15 protein-coding genes, 1 tRNA gene and 1 pseudogene are annotated in these 18,217 nt (G+C 67.8%); 9 read left to right on the forward strand and 8 right to left on the reverse strand.

Annotated features, from left to right (window positions below; all coding sequences use genetic code 11):
- The first annotated feature begins 6 nt into the window (after positions 1 to 6).
- Positions 7 to 1,398, forward strand: coding sequence for an MFS transporter (locus BVC93_RS24535; protein WP_083739721.1), 1,392 nt, complete (start codon positions 7 to 9; stop codon positions 1,396 to 1,398).
- Here BVC93_RS24535 and BVC93_RS24540 read toward each other — a convergent pair.
- Positions 1,361 to 2,095, reverse strand: a complete 735-nt coding sequence (locus BVC93_RS24540) for an MgtC/SapB family protein (RefSeq protein WP_083739722.1) — start codon at positions 2,093 to 2,095, stop codon at positions 1,361 to 1,363. The two genes, BVC93_RS24535 and BVC93_RS24540, sit on opposite strands and share 38 nt — an antisense overlap.
- An 85-nt stretch (positions 2,096 to 2,180) precedes the next feature.
- Between BVC93_RS24540 and BVC93_RS24545 the strand changes: the two genes are divergently transcribed.
- Positions 2,181 to 2,251, forward strand: a tRNA-Cys gene (locus BVC93_RS24545).
- Between the two features lie 14 nt (positions 2,252 to 2,265).
- Here BVC93_RS24545 and BVC93_RS24550 read toward each other — a convergent pair.
- From BVC93_RS24550 to BVC93_RS24560, 3 genes are all read right to left on the reverse strand, one after another.
- Complete coding sequence (locus BVC93_RS24550; RefSeq protein ID WP_083741307.1) at positions 2,266 to 2,880, reverse strand: dihydrofolate reductase family protein; 615 nt, start codon at positions 2,878 to 2,880, stop codon at positions 2,266 to 2,268.
- Between the two features lie 111 nt (positions 2,881 to 2,991).
- Positions 2,992 to 3,369, reverse strand: a complete 378-nt coding sequence (locus BVC93_RS24555) for a hypothetical protein (RefSeq protein WP_083739723.1) — start codon at positions 3,367 to 3,369, stop codon at positions 2,992 to 2,994.
- A gap of 9 nt (positions 3,370 to 3,378) precedes the next feature.
- On the reverse strand, positions 3,379 to 3,978 hold the full coding sequence (locus BVC93_RS24560; protein WP_083739724.1) for a TetR/AcrR family transcriptional regulator: 600 nt from the start codon (positions 3,976 to 3,978) through the stop codon (positions 3,379 to 3,381).
- Positions 3,979 to 4,046: 68 nt separating this feature from the next.
- On the opposite strand from BVC93_RS24560, the gene BVC93_RS24565 reads away from it, so the two are divergent.
- The 5 genes and pseudogenes from BVC93_RS24565 (at position 4,047) to BVC93_RS24590 (ending at position 11,785) form a co-directional block, all read left to right on the forward strand.
- Positions 4,047 to 5,030, forward strand: a complete 984-nt coding sequence (locus BVC93_RS24565; protein ID WP_083739725.1) for a nitrilase-related carbon-nitrogen hydrolase — start codon at positions 4,047 to 4,049, stop codon at positions 5,028 to 5,030.
- The gene (locus BVC93_RS24570; protein ID WP_083739726.1) at positions 5,027 to 6,637 is read left to right on the forward strand and encodes an amidohydrolase; all 1,611 of its coding nucleotides are present in this window, start codon (positions 5,027 to 5,029) and stop codon (positions 6,635 to 6,637) included. Before BVC93_RS24565 ends, BVC93_RS24570 begins: the two co-directional genes overlap by 4 nt.
- 10 nt (positions 6,638 to 6,647) lie before the next feature.
- Positions 6,648 to 8,014 (forward strand): annotated as a pseudogene (locus tag BVC93_RS24575) (APC family permease).
- A gap of 355 nt (positions 8,015 to 8,369) precedes the next feature.
- Positions 8,370 to 10,544 (forward strand): hypothetical protein, encoded by a 2,175-nt coding sequence (locus BVC93_RS33250; protein ID WP_157517062.1) that lies wholly within the window; start codon positions 8,370 to 8,372, stop codon positions 10,542 to 10,544.
- Entirely contained in the window at positions 10,520 to 11,785 is a 1,266-nt protein-coding gene (locus BVC93_RS24590; protein WP_083739729.1) for a hypothetical protein, read from the forward strand. Before BVC93_RS33250 ends, BVC93_RS24590 begins: the two co-directional genes overlap by 25 nt.
- A 31-nt stretch (positions 11,786 to 11,816) precedes the next feature.
- Here the strand turns inward: BVC93_RS24590 and BVC93_RS24595 are convergent, their stop codons facing one another.
- Complete coding sequence (locus tag BVC93_RS24595; protein ID WP_083739730.1) at positions 11,817 to 12,212, reverse strand: phage holin family protein; 396 nt, start codon at positions 12,210 to 12,212, stop codon at positions 11,817 to 11,819.
- Positions 12,213 to 12,545: 333 nt separating this feature from the next.
- Here BVC93_RS24595 and BVC93_RS24600 point away from each other — a divergent pair, with 333 nt between their 5' ends.
- On the forward strand, positions 12,546 to 12,989 hold the full coding sequence (locus tag BVC93_RS24600; protein WP_083739731.1) for a universal stress protein: 444 nt from the start codon (positions 12,546 to 12,548) through the stop codon (positions 12,987 to 12,989).
- 61 nt (positions 12,990 to 13,050) lie between these two features.
- Here BVC93_RS24600 and BVC93_RS24605 read toward each other — a convergent pair whose 3' ends face one another.
- Complete coding sequence (locus BVC93_RS24605; RefSeq protein ID WP_083741308.1) at positions 13,051 to 13,728, reverse strand: MBL fold metallo-hydrolase; 678 nt, start codon at positions 13,726 to 13,728, stop codon at positions 13,051 to 13,053.
- A gap of 120 nt (positions 13,729 to 13,848) precedes the next feature.
- On the opposite strand from BVC93_RS24605, the gene uvrA reads away from it, so the two are divergent.
- On the forward strand, positions 13,849 to 16,761 hold the full coding sequence (uvrA, locus tag BVC93_RS24610) for an excinuclease ABC subunit UvrA (protein ID WP_083739732.1): 2,913 nt from the start codon (positions 13,849 to 13,851) through the stop codon (positions 16,759 to 16,761).
- Here the strand turns inward: uvrA and BVC93_RS24615 are convergent.
- Positions 16,751 to 17,926 (reverse strand): winged helix DNA-binding domain-containing protein, encoded by a 1,176-nt coding sequence (locus BVC93_RS24615; RefSeq protein WP_083739733.1) that lies wholly within the window; start codon positions 17,924 to 17,926, stop codon positions 16,751 to 16,753. The genes uvrA and BVC93_RS24615 overlap by 11 nt on opposite strands.
- Positions 17,923 to 18,213, reverse strand: coding sequence for a hypothetical protein (locus tag BVC93_RS24620; protein WP_083739734.1), 291 nt, complete (start codon positions 18,211 to 18,213; stop codon positions 17,923 to 17,925). Before BVC93_RS24620 ends, BVC93_RS24615 begins: the two co-directional genes overlap by 4 nt.
- Between the last annotated feature and the right edge of the window lie 4 nt (positions 18,214 to 18,217).

Raw genomic sequence — 18,217 nt, forward strand, 5'->3', positions numbered from 1 at the left:
TACGGCGTGAACGAAACCGGGACGTGGCGTCAGCTGCTTGGTCCAGCCAACGTGGGCACGTCGACTGTGCTCGCAGGTGGTGTGGCGCTGTATGCCACCAATGAATTCATCACCATCAGCTTGCTGCCCAGCGCAGTCGCCGACATCGGTGGCCAGCGGTTCTACTCGTGGGTCACCACCGTGTACCTGGTGGCATCGGTGGTTGCCGCCACCACCGTGAGCCCCATTCTCACGCGCCTCGGTCCCCGAGTGTCCTACCTGGGCGCCATGTCGGTGTTCGCCGCCGGCACGGTGCTGTGCGCCTTGGCGCCCGCCATGGAGGTGCTGCTGGTCGGGCGGACGGTGCAGGGCCTGGGTGGGGGAGTGCTGGCGGGGCTGGGCTACGCGGTGATCAATGCGGCTCTGCCGCAGGCATTGTGGACAAAGGCGTCGGCGCTGGTGGCGGCAATGTGGGGAGTGGGCACCCTGCTGGGGCCGGCCGCGGGAGGGCTCTTCGCCCAATTTGGCCTGTGGCGGTGGGCTTTCGGATTTCTGTTGGTTGCCACCGCGGCTGTGGCTGTACTGGTTCCGTTCGCGCTGGCGGGCCGACGCCCGGGCGAGGAGGTGGCCCCGTTCCGCATTCCGATCTGGTCGCTGCTGCTCTTGGGTGCGGCGGCATTGACAGTGAGCGTGGCAGGCATACCGCGCAACCTGGCGCTCACCGCGGCCCTGCTGCTGCTCGGCGTGGCCCTCATGGGCATCTTCCTGGTGGTGGATCGCCGGGTAAAGGTATCGGTGTTGCCGCGCAGTGCTTTTGGGCCGGGACCGCTGAAGTGGATCTATCTCTCGCTGGGTGTGCTGATGGCTGTGACCATGGTCGACATGTACGTGCCGCTTTTCGGCCAGCGGTTGGCGCATCTGGTGCCCGTGGTGGCCGGTTTTCTCGGCGTCGCGGTGTCGGTGGGTTGGACAACCGGGGAGATCGCCAGCGCCTCTCTGCGTTCGCCATCAACAGCCAGGCGCGTGGTGGCGGTGGCGCCGGCGGTGATGGCCGTCGGTCTCGGAACGGCCGCCGCGACGCAGATGGTCGATGCCCCGCCCTGGGTAGTCGCGATCTGGGTGTTTGCCCTGTTGACGATGGGCGTCGGCGTCGGGATGGCCTGGCCGCACCTGTCCGCATGGGCGATGGCCGGCGATGCCGGCGACAGCGGAACCGCGGCGGCGGCCATCAACACTGTGCAACTGATGTGCGGTGCTTTCGGTGCCGGGCTGGCCGGAGTGGTGGTGAACCTGGGCCACGGCGGTGACGAGTCCGCTGCACGGTCGATGTACGGGGTGTTCGCGGTACTGGCGCTTGTCGGCGTAGTGGCGACGGTGCGAGCTACTCGGCCTGCTCGTCTAGTTGCCGCAGCGCTGTGACGCCGCTGATCTGCGCCAACACTGCCGGCGCCTGCAGAATGCCGGACCCGGACAGTGCCATCGTCACGCCCACCTGAGCAGCGCCCGACGACGGTGTGTCGGTCGGCAGGTCGGATGCCAGTTCATTGAGTCGCCAACGGTGCCGGTCGCAGATCTGCAGCACCTGCCGCATCACGCCCGCGTTGTCGGTATAGGTCAGGTGCAGTCTGATGGTGCCGCGCAGCCGGGCGTTGAGTCGACGCGCCACCGGGGCGAAGCCGAGGACGATGACGAAGTGCAACACCGTCACCGTGACGGCCAGCAGCAACAACCCGGCGCCTGCGGCCATGCCGATCGCGGCGCTTTCCCACACCGCCGCGGCCGTGGTCAGGCCGTGCACCGCCCCGCGGCGGGTGATGATCAATCCGGCGCCGAGAAAGCCTATGCCAGAAACGATCTGGGCGGCGACCCGAGACGGGTCGACCTCGACGGTGCCCGCCGCGAGGACATCGTGGAAGCCGTACTTGCTGACCAGCAGGATCAACGCCGCCGAGGTACCCACGATGGCCTGGGTCCGCAACCCCGCACTCTTGCCCTGGATCTCGCGCTCCAGGCCGATCAGCGCGGTGAGCGTAAAGGCCACCAGCAGTTCGATGATCTGCCGGCTGCCCTGCCCGGGCCCATCGAAGAATCCGGCCTCGGCCAGCAAAGTCTGCATTTGCGAACGTTATCCCGTTCCGTTGGGATCACGCAGATTCCAACGGTGTTGCGCGTCGCTGCCGTTTGGCACAGTCATCGGTAGTGCGGGTGTGGCTGAGTGGCAAGGCACCGGCCTGCAAAGCCGTTTACACGGGTTCGAATCCCGTCATCCGCTCGCACAGCGGGGCGTCATCGCCGAACCTGGTACCTCAGGTGCGCGACACCGGGAGCCTCAAGCACCCGGACCAGGTCGAGGTGGGGATTGCCCGGCGCAAAGCCCTCGAAGAGGCGTTCCCCGGATCCGAGGATCTCGGGGCTCACTTGCAGATCGATCTCGTCGACAATCCCCGCCGCCAGTGCCTGGCGGGCGCATGACGCTCCACCGGCGATCGAGATGGGCCCACCCGCCGCGATCTTCGTCGCTTGCCGGTAGGCGGACTCGATGCCGTCGGTGACGAAGAAGAACGTGGTGCCGCCCTTCAGCTCGATCGGCTCATGCGGGTAGTGGGTCAGGACGAACACCGGGCAGTGGTACGGCGGTTCCTCGCCCCACCAGCCGTGCCAGTCCGAGGATCCCCACTCGCCGCGGACGGGGCCGAACATGTTGCGCCCCATGATCGTCGCCTTCATGTCGTCCAGCATCTCCCCGGCAACCTGCTTGTTCACCGGATGGTCTGCGGCAGGCCCGATGTGCCAGGTGTGCAGTTTCTCGCCACCGACACCCAGTGGGTTGTCTGCGGACTGGTCGGGTCCGGCGACAAAGCCGTCGGCGGAGATGGACATCGAAAGGTTCGTTCTGCTCACGAGTGCCTCCGGTGCGGTGCTGTCGAGGGTGCTGATGTCACCTGGTTGGACACCGACAGACCGCAAAACTCATCGAGTAGAGGCCCGGGGAGAACCAGAGGGGATCGGCGCTCAGGGGGCCGGGGGCACCAGCGGTGCGGCAGGCATGCCGGGCAGCGGTCCCAGCCACTCGCCCTGCATGGGCGCCGTCGATGTGCCCGGCGCAGTCAGTGAGATCGTTCCCGGTGGCAACGGCGGGCCGCTGCCGGCTCCGGGAGGTGCACCGGGTGCCGGTACCGGCGGCGCGGTGAGTGCCCCCATCGGATTCTCGGTGTGGAAGGTCTGCCACATGTCGCCCAGATAACCCACCGGCTCCTGCATGGAGCCCGGGCCGTAGACCGGGTTCGGTATCGGGGGCACCGGTGGAGGTCCGGGTTCGGCGCTCGCGGTCCCGGCCGTCAACGCACCGAACGCGACGCAGGCGCCACCTACCAGGAGTCTGACCGTCATAGCGCCAGGCTACCGGGCCAGTCCGCGCAACAGCACCGCCAAACCCCATTCGAAGGCGTCGTCGGCCCTGGTCGGCTTGGGTGCTCCAGTGGCCAGCGCGGCAGCCAGGTCCGGGCCCACATCGGCACTCGCCGTCCACGGTTCATCCGGTGCGGCCAGGTCCAGGGCGGACCCCAGCACATAGTTGTCGATCAGCGTGATGGTCCGCAGAGTGTCCGCGGCGGTGAAGCCGGCGCGCGCCAGCGTCACCGCCACCGCGTTGTACATGATTAATGCCTGGGTGCTGTTCACCGCATGGATGGTCAGCAGGGGGATCAGCCGCGGATAGCGGGCGAAGCTGTCGCGGTAGGACCGCATGATGTCGGCAAGGGTGTCGGCCCACGGCCGCTCCGGGTCGTCGGCGGGCAGTTTTACCCCCGACATGGCGCGTTCGCGCAGCAGTTCGACGATCTGATCGCGCCCGGACACGTGGTTGTACAGCGAGGACGGCCGTACGCCCAGCTTGTGGGCGAGCGCGGGGATGGTGAATCCGCCCGTCGAATTGACCAGCTCCAGTGCCACGACGGCGATGCGGTCCGCGGAGAGCAGCGGTACCGGGGGTCTACCCATGTCACGTCCCTTGCGCTCGGCTGTGGTTGGTATCACACTAAACGAAACTCATTCGTTTTAGGAGATGGATGCTCACTGTCATGGCCGCTGCGCCCGATCCACTGTCACGGACCACCACGTCCGACCGGCCGCCGCTTCGGGTGGCATTGGTGCAGCACCGGTGGCGCCCGGACCGCGCCGAGCTGCTCGATGTCCTGCGCGGCGGCATCGCGCAAGCTGCCGCCGAGGGTGCACGGGTGGTGTTCCTGCCGGAGATCACGCTGCTGCGGTATCCGGCGGACGTGGCGGCGGGGGTGAATGCCGGTGCCCTCGCCGAGCCGCTCATCGGCGGGCCGACATGGCAGTTCGCCGTCGAGGCCGCCGCCGCCCACGGGATCTACGTGCACGCCTCGCTGTACGAGCGGGCCGACGGCGGCGACGGGCTGGGCTTCAACACCGCCATCCTGGTTTCGCCGGCGGGTGAACTGGTGGGGCGCACCCGCAAGATGCACATCCCGATCTCGGCGGGCTACTACGAAGACACCTACTTCCGGGCCGGGCCGGCGGTCGACGACGCCTATCCGGTGTACCAACCGAACGGCTTGGACGCGCGCATCGGGATGCCGACCTGCTGGGACGAATGGTTTCCCGAGGTGGCGCGCGCCTACTCCCTCGGCGGGGCCGAGATCGTCGTGTACCCCACAGCCATCGGATCCGAGCCGAAGTTCCCTGCCTTCGACACTCAGCCGCTGTGGCAGCAGGTGATCGTTGCCAACGGCATCAACAGCGGACTGTTCATGGTGGTGCCCAACCGCACCGGCGACGAAGGCACTCTGTCGTTCTACGGCTCGTCATTCATCTCCGACCCCTATGGCAGGGTGCTGGTGCAGGCTCCCCGCGACGAGGAGGCGGTCCTGGTGGCCGACCTGGACCTCGACCAGCGCCGGGACTGGCTGGAGCTGTTCCCCTTCCTGTTGACCAGGCGGCCGGACTCCTACGGCGCACTCACCGAACCCGTTGACACCCAACATCCTTACGGTGCCGGCCACGCCGCGACGGCGGTCGTCAAGTGAGCGCCACACTGTTCACCAACGGGGTGATCTGGACGGGTCCGGCAGGGGAGACCGACGCCCTGCTGGTCGCCGATGGAGTGGTGCAGGCCCTCGGGGACGCCGCCCGGGCCGGCGCGGGTGACGCCGAGGTGGTGGACCTGGCCGGCGGCTTCCTGATGCCGTCCTTCGGTGACGGCCACGCACACCCGCTCTACGGTGGGCTGGAAGCGGCGGGGCCGTTGGTGCGGCCTTGCCGCTCGGTTGACGAGATCGTCGAGACGGTCGGAAAGTACGCCGCCGAACACCCCGACCAGGAGTGGATCCTGGGCGCGTCCTACGACTCGAGCCTGGCGCCCGACGGCCTGTTCGACGCCCGCTGGCTGGATGCGGCCGTGCCCGACCGTCCGGTGGTGCTGCGGGCCTGGGACTACCACACGGTGTGGTGCAACTCGGTGGCCTTGGAGCGTGCCGGCATCACCGCCGACACCCCGGACCCGCAGATGGGTGAGATTCCGCACCGTGCAGACGGTTCCGTGTTGGGCACACTGCGCGAATGGGGAGCCGTCGACCTGGTGATGGCGGCCGCACCTCCTCGCGACGAGGAGGTGCGGGTGGCCGCGCTGCGCACCGCCGCGGACTACTACACCGCCCGGGGCGTCACGTGGGTGCAGGACGCCTGGGTGGAGCCCGCCGACGTCGACACCTACCTCGAAGCGGCGCGGCGCGGCGAACTGGGGGTTCGGTTCAACCTCGCGCTCTACGCGGATCCGCGGCACTTCGACGCGCAGATCGAACGGTTCGCCGAGTCCCGCCGCCGTGTCGACGAACTCGATTCCCCGTATCTGACCTGTCAGACGGTCAAGTTCTTCGCCGACGGTGTGGTGGAGAACGAGACAGGTGCGCTGCTGCAGCCCTACTGCTCGGGTCTGCACAGCCACGGGATGACGGTGTGGGAGAACGATTCGCTGGCCGAGGCCGCCCGCCGAGTCGACGAGCTCGGCCTGCAGATCCACATTCACGCCATCGGCGACGCCGCCGTCCGCCAGGCGCTGGACGCCATCGAATACGTGGTGCGAAACAACGGAGTTCGGGATCGCCGTCCGGTGATCGCGCACAACCAACTGGTCGATGACGCCGACATCAGCCGCTACGCGCAGTTGGGTGTCATTCCCAACATGCAGCCGTTGTGGGCGCAGCTCGACGACCTGATGACCGAACTGACGATCCCGCGGCTGGGCACTGAGCGGGCCGACAAGCAGTACCGGATGAACACGCTGTCGGGAACGGGTGCCGCCCTGGCGTTCGGTTCGGATTGGCCGGTGTCCTCGGGGGCTCCGCTGGACGGCATCGCCGTCGCGGTGTCGCGGCGCACGGTGGACGGTGAGCCGGCGGATGGGTGGACGGCGCAAGAGATTCTGCCCATCGAGGCCGCGTTGCTGGCCGGCACCGCCGGGGTGGCCTACCAGGCATTCGCCGAAACAAGTTGGGGCCGAATAGAACCGGGCGCCAGCGTGGATGTGGTGTGGCTGGATCGCGACCCTCGCACCGCAACGCCTCTGGACATTCCGGCCATCCGGATCTTGCGCACCTATCTGCGCCACCAACTCGTCTTCACAGCAACACACTGAAGGGATTCCCATGTCATCAACAGCGCCCGCGAATTCCGCGGCCGGCCAGCCTCTTCCGGGTGACAACGAGGGCAGGCTGCGTCGCGCACTCGGGTTCCCTCGCTGACGCTCTTCGGGTTGGTCTACATGGTGCCGCTCACCGTGTTCACCACCTACGGCATCGTCACGGTGGAATCCGGTGGCAGAGTGCCGCTGTCCTACGTCTTCACCCTTGCGGCGATGATCTTCACCGCCCGCTCGTATGCGCGCATGGCGGGGGCCTACCCCGTCGCCGGCTCGGCGTACACCTACACGCAGAAGACGTTCGGCGCCCCCGTCGGCTTCCTGGCCGGCTGGTCACTGCTGCTGGATTACCTGTTCCTGCCGATGCTCAACTACATGGTGATCGGGTTGTACCTGAACGCCGCTGTGCCCGCGATTCCGCAGTGGGCCATCATCATCGTCACCATCCTGGCGGTCACGGTGCTCAACATCGTCGGCATCGTCTCGGTGGCCCGAGCCAATGTGCTGATCATCGCGGTTCAGGCTGTCTTCATCGTGGTGTTCCTGGTGATGTCGGCAGTGGCGATCTCCGGTTCAGGCACCGTGGATGTCATGGCGCCGTTTGCCGGTGACGGTAGCGCCGGCGGACTGGCGCCGGTGCTGGCCGGTGCGGCCATCCTGTGTCTGTCGTTCCTCGGATTCGACGCGGTGTCAACACTTTCCGAGGAAGCCAAGGATGCCAAGCGTGATGTACCGAAGGCCATCATGCTGGCTACGCTCATCTGCGGTGTGCTGTTCATCGTCCTGGCGTACGTCGCCCAGCTGGTGTTTCCGTCCAACGCTTTCGCCGATGTCGACTCCGGCTCGCTGGATGTCATGACTGCCGCCGGAGGCGCGTTCCTGTCGGCGTTCTTCACCGCCGCCTACGTCGCCGGTGCCGCCGGCTCGGCGCTCACGTCCCAGGCTTCGGTGGCGCGAATCCTGTACGCCATGGGCCGTGACGGTGTGCTGCCGCGCAAGGTGTTCGGGCATGTCTCAGTCAAGTTCAGCACACCCACCTGGGCCATCCTGGTGGTCTCGGTGATTTCGTTGCTCGCGGTCGTGATCGACCTCGCGCTGCTGGCCTCGGTGGTGAGCTTCGGTGCGCTGGTGGCGTTCTCGGCGGTCAACCTGACGGTGATCAAGCACTACTTCGTCGACGCCGGTGAGAAGAACGTGCTGAACAACCTGGTGCTGCCCGGTATCGGCTTCGTGCTCACGGTGTGGCTGTGGACCAGTCTGTCGAGTTCCGCGCTGACCATCGGGTTGATCTGGCTGGGTCTGGGCTTCCTGTGGTTGGTAGCGGTCACCCGGGGGTTCCGGCGGCCCACCCCGGTGCTGGACATGCGCGAGTAGCCCCACGCAGAAGTGCTCGACGGCGCGGCGTCCCCAGGTACTCGGGGCGCCGCGCCGCCGTTGTGTGCGGGGCTGGCAGCGACCCTGGTTTGCTGCTAAATGGCTAACGTGTATTTACCTCGTCCGATTTGCGGTGCCGCCGCGTAGGTCCCGGATGTGGGACGCGCGACACGCCGATGGGACGGTCAAGGTGTTCCGCTCAACAGGCAAAACCCCTGTAGACGGTGGCGTCCGGTAACCGGATCGCCACTCCTTTGCAACGGTTCCATAAACCTGTGAATTGTCGCGCCGGCAAAGCAGCAAACCCTGGATACGTTCTGCCGCGAACACCGCTGTACGAGAAGCCGGGGAGAACATGTCAAAGACCACGAATCGCATCGCCATAGGCGCCGCTGCGACTGCAGGGTGTCTGTGGGCGGTTCAGCTCGTCACCCCGTTGACGATGATGCTCGCCGAGGCTCCTGCCAGTCCCGGCATCCCCTGTGTGGGAATTCTCAAGGACTTCGGTCCCGCGACTCCCGGCACGCCGGGCTCGGTGGAGAACATCACGACAGCAGTCCCCGGTGTCGGTTCACCCGGGATGGGCCCTGAGCAGCTTCTGCGGTCGACCACCAATTTGTTGCCAGGTTCGCCCGGGCTGCCCGTGACCGACGCAGCGGACTCGACCGCGCGGGTGACCCCGAACCTGCCTGGTTATCCCGGTGGGCCTGCCCCGACCTCGACCAGGGCTGCGCTGCCGGGCGTCCCCGGCGCCCCCGGCGGCCCCGCGGTCACCTCCACCTCCGGTGGAACTCCGCCACTCCCAGGCAGTCCCGGTTCCCCCGGGGTGGAGTCGACGACGGGTGTGTTGCCGGGTGGTCCCGGTACCCCGGGTGGCTCCGCCGCCGTTCCGACATCCGGTGCCATCCCGGGTGGCCCGGGCGGTCCCGGTGCTCCCGAGGTCGCGTCGACGACGGGTGTGTTACCGGGTGGTCCCGGTACCCCGGGTGGCCCTGGCGTCACCTCGACATCTGGTGCACTCCCTGGTGGTCCCGGCACACCCGGTGCGCCGCTGGTTGATTCCTCCGGCGCTGGGCTGCCTCCGGGCCCCGGCGGTCCGGCCTTGCCTGCCATCGACTCCTCCGCGGGCGTGCTTCCGCCGGCCCCCGGTGCTCCGGCGATCCCGACCGGCGGCGCCATCGACACCGCGCTGCCTCCCGGTGGTGCGCCGGTCCTCGACGCAGCAGGTGCCGGCGCCCCCGGCGCCGAGGGCGCCCCGATCGCTGATGCGGGTGCCCTGGGTGCCGGCGGAGGTGTCGGAGCGGGTGAAGGTCCGGGTGGCGGCGCCGGCGCTCCTGCCGCTGCCCCCGGCATCGAAGGCTTGCCTGTGATGGATGCCTCCGCCGGTATCGCCCCGGCCGCGGAGGGCGCGCCGCCGATCCCGACGGGTGGTGTCATCGACACGGGACCGCCTCCGGCTCCGCCGATCCCGGCCGCCCCCATCGTCGACAACGGTGGCGTCGTCGCACCTCCGGGACCCGGCGTTCCCGGCGCCCCCATCGTCGACAACGGTGGTGTTGTCGCACCTCCGGGACCCGGCATTCCTGGCGCGCCGATCGTCGACAACGGTGATGTGGTGGCTCCGCCCGCTCCGGGCGGTCCCGGTGTTCCGTTGGCTGACAACGGTTCTGGTGCTACACCGCCCGCCCCGGGTGCTCCCGGTGTTCCGGTGGTCGACAACGGTGGGGTGGTGGCCCCGCCCGCTCCGGGTGCTCCAGCTGTTCCGTTGGCTGACAACGGTTCTGGTGCCACGCCGCCGGCCCCGGGCGCGCCTGGCGCACCGGTGTTCGACAGCGGCGCTGTGGTCCATCCGCCTGCCCCGGGTGCTCCCGGCATCCCGGTGGTGGACGCCGGCAACATCGTGGCCCCGCCCGCTCCCGGCGTCCCCGGTGTACCGGTGGTCGAAACCGGAAACGTCGCGACACCTCCGACACCTCCGATGCCGGGTGGACCGGCCGGAGACAACGGGGTGGAGTTCACCCCCGGTACGCCGCCCACCCCGGGCGAGCCGCTGGTCGAGACGCACCAGATCGTCACCCCGGGTACTCCGGGCACGCCGGGTGAGCCGAGGATCACGCCCTACATCGGCTTGAACCCCGGCGAGCCCCCCACTCCCGAGCTGCGTACCGTCGAGCCGCCGAGCATCAACATCCCGCCGGGCGGCAGCTACCCGGCCACTCCGAGCTTGCAGCCCAACAATGTCTCGACCCCGCCTGTGCCGGGTGGTCCGGGCGCGCCGATCGTGGATTCCGGCAGTATCTCCACCCCGCCGCTGCCGGTCGACCCCGGTGTGCCGACGTTGGAGAACACCGGAATCTCGACACCGCCGGCTCCCGGTGTCCCGGGGGCTCCCGTGGTCGACAACGCCGGTGTGGTGACTCCGCCCGCTCCGGGTGCGCCCGGCGCGCCGGTGGTCGAGACCGGAAGCATCGACACTCCGCCCACCCCGGGAACCCTGGTGTTCCGGTGGTGGACGACGGTGGTGTGGTGACGCCGCCGGGACCCGGTACGCCTGGTGTTCCGGTGGTGGACGACGGTGGTGTGGTGACGCCGCCGGGACCGGGTACGCCTGGTGTTCCGGTGGTGGACAACGGTGGTGTGGTGACCCCGCCGGGACCGGGCACTCCAGGTATCCCGGTTGTCGACAACGGCGGCCTGGTGACCCCGCCCGGACCGCCTGCCCCGGCTGTGCCCGCCGGTCTGCCCGGTGGCGGCGCCGTCCCTCCGGGCGGTCTGCCCGCGGGTGCTCCCATCGCCGACGCCGGTGGTGCGCCGATCCCTCCGCCCGGTGCTCCGGGTGGCGCCCCGATCGCCGACGCCTCGGCGCTGGCCGCTCCGGCCGGAGGTGCCGGTGAGGGTGCTGGAGCTGGTGGCGGTGCCGGTGGCGCCGCGGGTCTGCCTGGTGTCCCGGGTGCGCCGATCTCGGATGCTTCCGGCGCGCCTATCGCTGATGCCGCCGGTGTCGGCCAGCCCGTTGGTGCTCCCGCGGTGGTCGGCGGACCGCCGGCGGGGATCCCGACCGGAATCGGAATCGGGAACCCGCCCACGCCGGGTGTGCCCGGTGGTGGTGTGCCGACGGGTGTGCCGGGTGTGACTCCGCCGGGGCCGGGTGTGCCGGGCGGTGGTGTGCCGACGGGTGTGCCGGGTGTGACTCCGCCGGGGCCGGGTGTGCCCGGTGGTGGTGTGCCGACGGGTGTGCCGGGTGTGACTCCGCCGGGGCCGGGTGTGCCCGGTGGTGGTGTGCCGACCGGTGGGCCTGCCGCGGTTCCTCCGAGCCCGGGTGGTCCCGGCACCAGCATTCCGACCGGTATCCAGATCAACACGCCCCCAACGGGTCCGGTCTCCGGGACATCGGCTGCCACCGACCTGGGTCTGACGACGCCGCCGGCACCGGGAACTCCCGGCGCGCAGGTGTTCGATCAGGCGTCGCAGATGCCTCCGGGTGTGCTGCCGGTGCTGGGTACCACGTCGTCGTGGGTCACCAGCCTGATCCCGCAGCCGACTCTGGGTGCTCCGCCGGCGAATGCCTCCGGATTCGCGAGCCTGTTCCCGCAGCCGGGTCTGGACCTGCCTGAGATCCCAGGCATTCCGGTGCCGCTGCCCGACAACATCCCGCTGAATCCCACCAGCTTCATCTGTGAGGGCACCAGCTGGTCGGCGACCGCCACGGACGCTGATGGCGTGACCCTGCCGGGTACCCCGCCGGCGGACCGCCGCGAGGGTTGGGGCTGAGCTCGGATGATGCCGCCCGCAGCTGTAGCAGTCAGCTGCGGGTGGTGTCCGGGATCAGAAGCGACAGAAGCCAACTGACGATGGACAGCACGATCGCGCCCCAGATCGCGGTCCACCAGAACTCGTCGACGTCCAGGCCCCAGTGGGTGGTGTTGCGGGTGATCCAGGAGGTGACCCACAGCATCCACGCATTGATGACGATGTGGATGAGGCCGAGCGTCAGGATGTAGAGCGGGATGGCGATGAACTGGACGATGGGCTTGATGATGGCGTTGACAAGCCCGAATATCACTGCCACCACGAAGATGATCCCGACGCGCGCTGCGGTGCTGTCCTCGCCACCCACGAAATAGATGCCGGGGACCAGCAGCGTGACGACCCACAGGGCGAATCCGGTGATCGCGGACCGAAGCAAGAACAGCGTCATGCAGTGATCTTGGCATGTGGGGAAACCGCTCGTGGCAACATCTTTCGCCCCCGACGGACAGGCCTCGAGTTGTGTTGTCCGCCAAGTGGTCCGGCTCACCGTGGGATCTCCACTGTGGTGGGGGCAACGTGGAGGCTGAGATGTTTGACACGTGTCGGCAAGCTCACCCGACTGGTTGGTGCACCGCTTTTTCTGCAGGTCGGGAACACAATCGGCGTGCGGATCCGGGCGTATGTGTCCGCCAAATGTGCCCGATGCCCACTGGTAACGGGTTACTGTTTCGGTTGGCGTTGTAACCGGAACGGTTGTGATCGAACTTCTTGGAGGGTATGGATGAGCGGCTACAAGACCGTGGTGGTCGGCACCGATGGCTCGGATTCTTCGCTGCGTGCCGTCGATCGGGCGGGAGCTCTGGCCTCGGATCCGGACGCGAAGGTCATCATCGCCACCGCTTACTTCCCGTCTGCCGAAGACTCCCGCGGCGCCGACATCCTCAAGGACGAGGGCTACAAGCTCTCGGGTAACGCGCCCATCTACGCGATCCTGCGTGAGGCCAAAGACCGTGCCAAAGCCGCAGGTGCGGCCAACATCGAGGAGCGGCCCATCGTGGGTGCTCCCGTCGACGCCCTCGTCGAACTGGCCGATGAGGTCAAGGCCGACCTGCTGGTGGTGGGCAATGTCGGGCTGAGCACCATCGCGGGTCGCCTGCTCGGTTCGGTGCCTGCCAATGTCGCACGGCGGTCCAAGACGGACGTTTTGATCGTGCACACCACCTAGGTCGCGGGTAGGTCGGCACCGCGGTCCAAAACGGACGTTTTGATCGTGCACACCACCTAGGTCAGAATCCTCGGTCGCGCCATTCGCCGAGGTGCGGGCGCTCCGTGCCCAGGGTGGTGTCGTCACCGTGACCCGGGTAGACCACCGTCGCGTCGTCGTAGACGTCGAACACCTTGGTGGAGACGTCGCCGAGCAGCGTCTCGAAATCTCCGGGCTGCCAGGTCTTGCCCACCCCGCCCGGGAACAGGCAGTCACCGGTGAACAGGTGGGTGACCCCGCCGGTGGCCTCGCCGCCGAGGGCCAGTGCCACCGAACCCGGAGTGTGGCCGCGCAGGGCGATCACGTCGAAGGACAGCTCACCGATGGTGAGAGTGTCCCCGTCGGCCAACACCCGGCTGGGCGGCACCGGCAGTTCCTTGCCGTCGACGGCGCTGGCCGCGGTGGGCGCACCGGTGGCCGAGGCCACCGCTTCCAGCGCCTGCCAGTGGTCGTGGTGCTGGTGGGTGGTGACGATCAGCGCCAACTTCGGGGCGTGGGCCTCGAGCACCTCGAGCAGGGTCTCGGCGTCGTTGGCAGCATCGATGAGTAGTGACTGCCCGGTCCGGGAACACGTCACCACGTAAGCGTTGTTGTCCATCGGGCCCACCGACACTTTGACCAGGGAGGCCGCAGGGAGTGAGCGCCGGGCTCCGGTGCCTGGTTCGACATGGCCGGTGTACTGGTCATCGATGACGGTCATGGTGGTCAGGTTACTGCCCACCGGAAACTTGTCGGTAGGGGCACATAGCATGGACGGCAACGTCTGTGACGGTTCCGGGGAACCGGTCACGAACTGCAGAAACAAGCTGAAAGGTACCGGGTGGCAGAGCGCCTGATCGTCAAAGGTGCGCGTGAGCACAACCTGCGCAGTATCGACCTCGACCTGCCCCGCGACGCCCTCATCGTCTTCACCGGGCTGTCGGGGTCGGGCAAGTCGTCGCTGGCGTTCGACACCATCTTCGCCGAAGGACAGCGCCGCTATGTGGAGTCGCTGTCGGCATACGCCAGGCAGTTCCTGGGCCAGATGGACAAGCCTGACGTGGATTTCATCGAGGGCCTGTCGCCCGCGGTGTCCATCGACCAGAAGTCGACCAACCGCAATCCGCGGTCCACCGTCGGCACCATCACCGAGGTGTATGACTACCTGCGTCTGCTCTATGCCCGCGCCGGCAGCCCGCACTGCCCGGTGTGCGGCGAGAAGATCGCCAAGCAGACTCCGCAGCAGATCGTCGACCAGGTGCTCGCCATGGAAGAGGGCACCCGCTTCCAGGTTCTGGCGCCGGTGGTCCGCACGCGCAAGGGTGAGTTCGTCGACCTGTTCGAGAAGCTCAACAGCCAGGGCTACAGCCGCGTCCGGGTGGACGGCACGGTGTATCCGCTGACCGATCCGCCGAAGCTGAAGAAGCAGGAGAAGCACGACATCGAGGTGGTCGTCGACCGCCTCACGGTCAAGGCGTCCTCCAAGCAGCGCCTCACCGACTCGGTGGAGACGGCTCTGGGCCTGGCCGACGGCATCGTGGTCCTGGAATTCGTGGACCAGGAGGAGGGCGCGGCACACCGCGAGCAGCGCTTCTCCGAAAAGCTGGCCTGTCCCAACGGGCACGCCCTGGCGGTCGACGATCTCGAACCTCGGTCGTTCTCGTTCAACTCGCCCTACGGCGCCTGCCCGGAGTGCACGGGTCTCGGTATCCGCAAAGAGGTGGACCCCGAACTGGTGGTCCCGGATCCGGAGATGACGCTGGCCGAGGGTGCGGTGGCGCCGTGGGCCATGGGTCAGACGGCCGAGTACTTCACCCGGATGATGTCCGGCCTGGGCGAAGAGCTGGGCTTCGACGTCGACACGCCGTGGAAGAAGCTGCCCGCCAAGGCACGCAAGGCCATCCTCGAGGGCTCGGATCACCAGGTCCACGTCCGGTACAAGAACCGCTACGGCCGCACCCGCTCGTACTACGCGGACTTCGAAGGGGTCATGGCGTTCCTGCAACGTCGCATGGAGCAGACCGACTCCGAGCAGATGAAGGAGCGCTACGAGGGCTTCATGCGCGATGTGCCGTGCCCTGTGTGCAACGGTACCCGCCTCAAGCCGGAGATCCTGGCCGTCACGCTGTCTGCGGGTGACCTCGGCGAGATGTCCATTGCCGAGGTGTGTGCGCTGTCCATCGCGGACTGCTCGGACTTCCTCAACGCGCTGACGCTCGGCGCCCGCGAGACCGCCATCGCCGGCCAGGTACTCAAAGAGGTGCAGTCCCGGCTGGGATTCCTGCTCGACGTGGGTCTGGACTACCTGTCGCTGGAGCGCGCCGCTGGCACCTTGTCAGGTGGTGAGGCGCAGCGCATCCGGCTGGCCACCCAGATCGGTTCCGGGCTGGTGGGCGTGCTCTACGTCCTCGATGAGCCGTCCATCGGTCTGCACCAACGCGACAACCGCCGCCTCATCGAAACCCTCACCCGCCTGCGGGATCTCGGCAACACGCTGATCGTCGTCGAACATGACGAGGACACCATCGCGCACTCGGACTGGGTGGTCGACATCGGCCCGGCCGCAGGTGAACACGGCGGCACCGTGGTGCACAGCGGGCCGTACCCAGACTTGCTGAAGAACTCGAAGTCCATCACCGGGGCCTACCTGTCGGGCCGAGAGAGCATCGAGGTGCCCGCCATCCGCCGCCCGGTGGATCGCAAGCGCCAGCTCACCGTGGTCGGCGCTCGCGAACACAACCTCAAAGAGATCGATGTGGCGTTCCCGCTGGGCGTGCTCACCTCGGTCACCGGGGTGTCGGGTTCGGGTAAGTCCACGCTGGTCAACGACATTCTGGCGACGGTGCTGGCCAACAAGCTCAACGGTGCCCGTCAGGTGCCGGGCAGGCACACCCGGATCAACGGGCTCGACCATCTCGACAAGTTGGTGCGAGTCGACCAGTCGCCCATCGGCCGCACACCGCGGTCCAACCCGGCCACCTACACCGGGGTGTTCGACAAGATCCGCACCCTGTTCGCGGCCACCACCGAGGCGAAAGTCCGCGGTTACCAGCCGGGGCGGTTCTCGTTCAACGTCAAAGGTGGTCGCTGCGAAGCATGTTCGGGTGACGGCACCATCAAGATCGAGATGAACTTCCTGCCGGACGTGTACGTGCCGTGCGAGGTGTGTCACGGCGCTCGGTACAACCGGGAAACCCTCGAGGTGCACTACAAGGGCAAGACCATCTCCGAGGTGCTGGACATGCCCATCGAGGAGGCCACCGAGTTCTTCGAGCCCATCAGCTCGATTCACCGGTACCTCAAGACCCTGGTCGACGTCGGCCTCGGCTACGTCCGATTGGGGCAGCCGGCGCCCACGCTGTCCGGTGGTGAGGCTCAGCGCGTCAAGCTGGCTGCCGAACTGCAGAAACGTTCCACCGGCCGCACCGTGTACATCCTCGACGAGCCCACCACGGGTCTGCACTTCGAGGACATCCGCAAGCTGCTGAGGGTGATCAACGGCCTTGTCGACAAGGGCAATTCGGTCATCGTGATCGAGCACAACCTCGATGTCATCAAGACCTCGGACTGGGTCATCGACATGGGCCCCGAGGGCGGGTCCGGCGGCGGAACCGTGGTGGCCGAAGGATCGCCGGAAGACGTCGCGTCGGTACCGGAGAGCTACACCGGCAAGTTCTTGCGGGAAGTGCTGGACGCGCCGGCGGCCAAACCCGCTCCGAAGAAGACGACCCGTAAGCGCAAAGTCAGCGCATAGCGATTGATTTGGACAGTGCGGACGGGAACCGGGGGTTCACCCTGGTTCCCGCCAGCCAGTCGGTGAGCTCGGCGGCTTTGCGGTCCAACGCTTTTCGAGCTCCGGACCCGGGGTCCTCGAGCAGGTGAAGTTGCACCCTGCCGCTGGTGTCCTGATTCCACGCGCCGATCGCGCGGCCGTCGTACCAGACGGTGGGCCCGGCGTTGCCGTTGGTGTCGAACAACTGGCCGCGGTGGCCGCCCAGATACCAGTCCCGTTCGAACCAGCCCATCACGGTGACGTCGAGGCTGGGCAGCAGCGCCACCCAGTGCTCCGGCGCGGTGTCCGGCTCTTCATCATCGGCCAGCACGTATCCGGGAGTGCCGTCCAGGTCGACCTCCACCGCCCCGATGGCGGCCAGCGCAGCGCGGCTCGCGGTCAGGGTGCTGCCGAACCACCACTTCAGGTCCGTGACAGTGGCGGGCCCGAAAGCTCGCAGCCAGGTCCGCACCAGCTCGGCGCGGGCCTCATCGGCGGGCAACCGGTCAACACGTCCCACCCACTGCTCGGCGCTGACCCAGCGTGGCCTCGAGGTGATCCAGGAACCGTCGTTGGGACCGCGGACGATGTCTCCGTGCACCGACATGACAGTCATGACGCGTGGTGCGATATGCCCGGCGCCGCCCCAGGTCTTTCCCGGGGCCGGATCGTAGGTTCCGGTGAGCTCCGGCAATGCTGTGCGCAGTTGTGTGGCGCTGGCCTCGCCGTGCTCGGCGAGGTGTGCGAGCACCGCCGTGGTCGCGGTCTTCAGCCAGGCGGCACCGTCGGCGGCCACGCCATTGGCTTCGACATCGGCGATGAGCCGCCGCCGCTCGTTGTCGGCCACCCGAGCGCTGGCGCCCGGCAGCACCATCGCAAGGTCAGGGGAGTTGACCAGCCACAGCGTTCGTCGCATCGCCAGCTGTTTGACCAGTCTGCGGTGCTGGTACATCTCGGCGTCCAGGGCGTCCACCGTGAATCCCGGCCGCCGGGCCCACAGTGACAGGTACGGCGTGGCCGGATCGGTAGCATGCCAGCCCACCAGCGCCGTCGTCATCTCCGGGATCGGGAGTTGTCCATCCGGTTCAGCGAGGAAATGGCGGTGCGCCAACCGGGCCCGGCGCTCGGCTTCGGTGAACGTCCTCAGCTGTCGTCCGACTTCATCTGCTCGCGGATCTGCGCCAGGCGTTCCGCCGCGGCCCGCTGTCGCGCCTCGTACTGCTCGTCGACACTGCGGCCTTCGGGAGTGGCAGCGTCCAGCTCGGCTGCGCCGATCGCGGTGCCGTATCGCGTCTCGATCTTCTCGCGCACCATGTCGAAGGTGGGTACACCGCCCGGGGTGTAGCCGGTCTCCTCAGGGGCCACCGGCACCGGTTCGGCTGGGGGCACCAACTCGGCGTCGATGATCGGCTGCTCGACAGGTTCGTCCGGCATGACC

It is taken from the genome of Mycobacterium sp. MS1601 (assembly GCF_001984215.1).
GTDB lineage: Bacteria > Actinomycetota > Actinomycetes > Mycobacteriales > Mycobacteriaceae > Mycobacterium.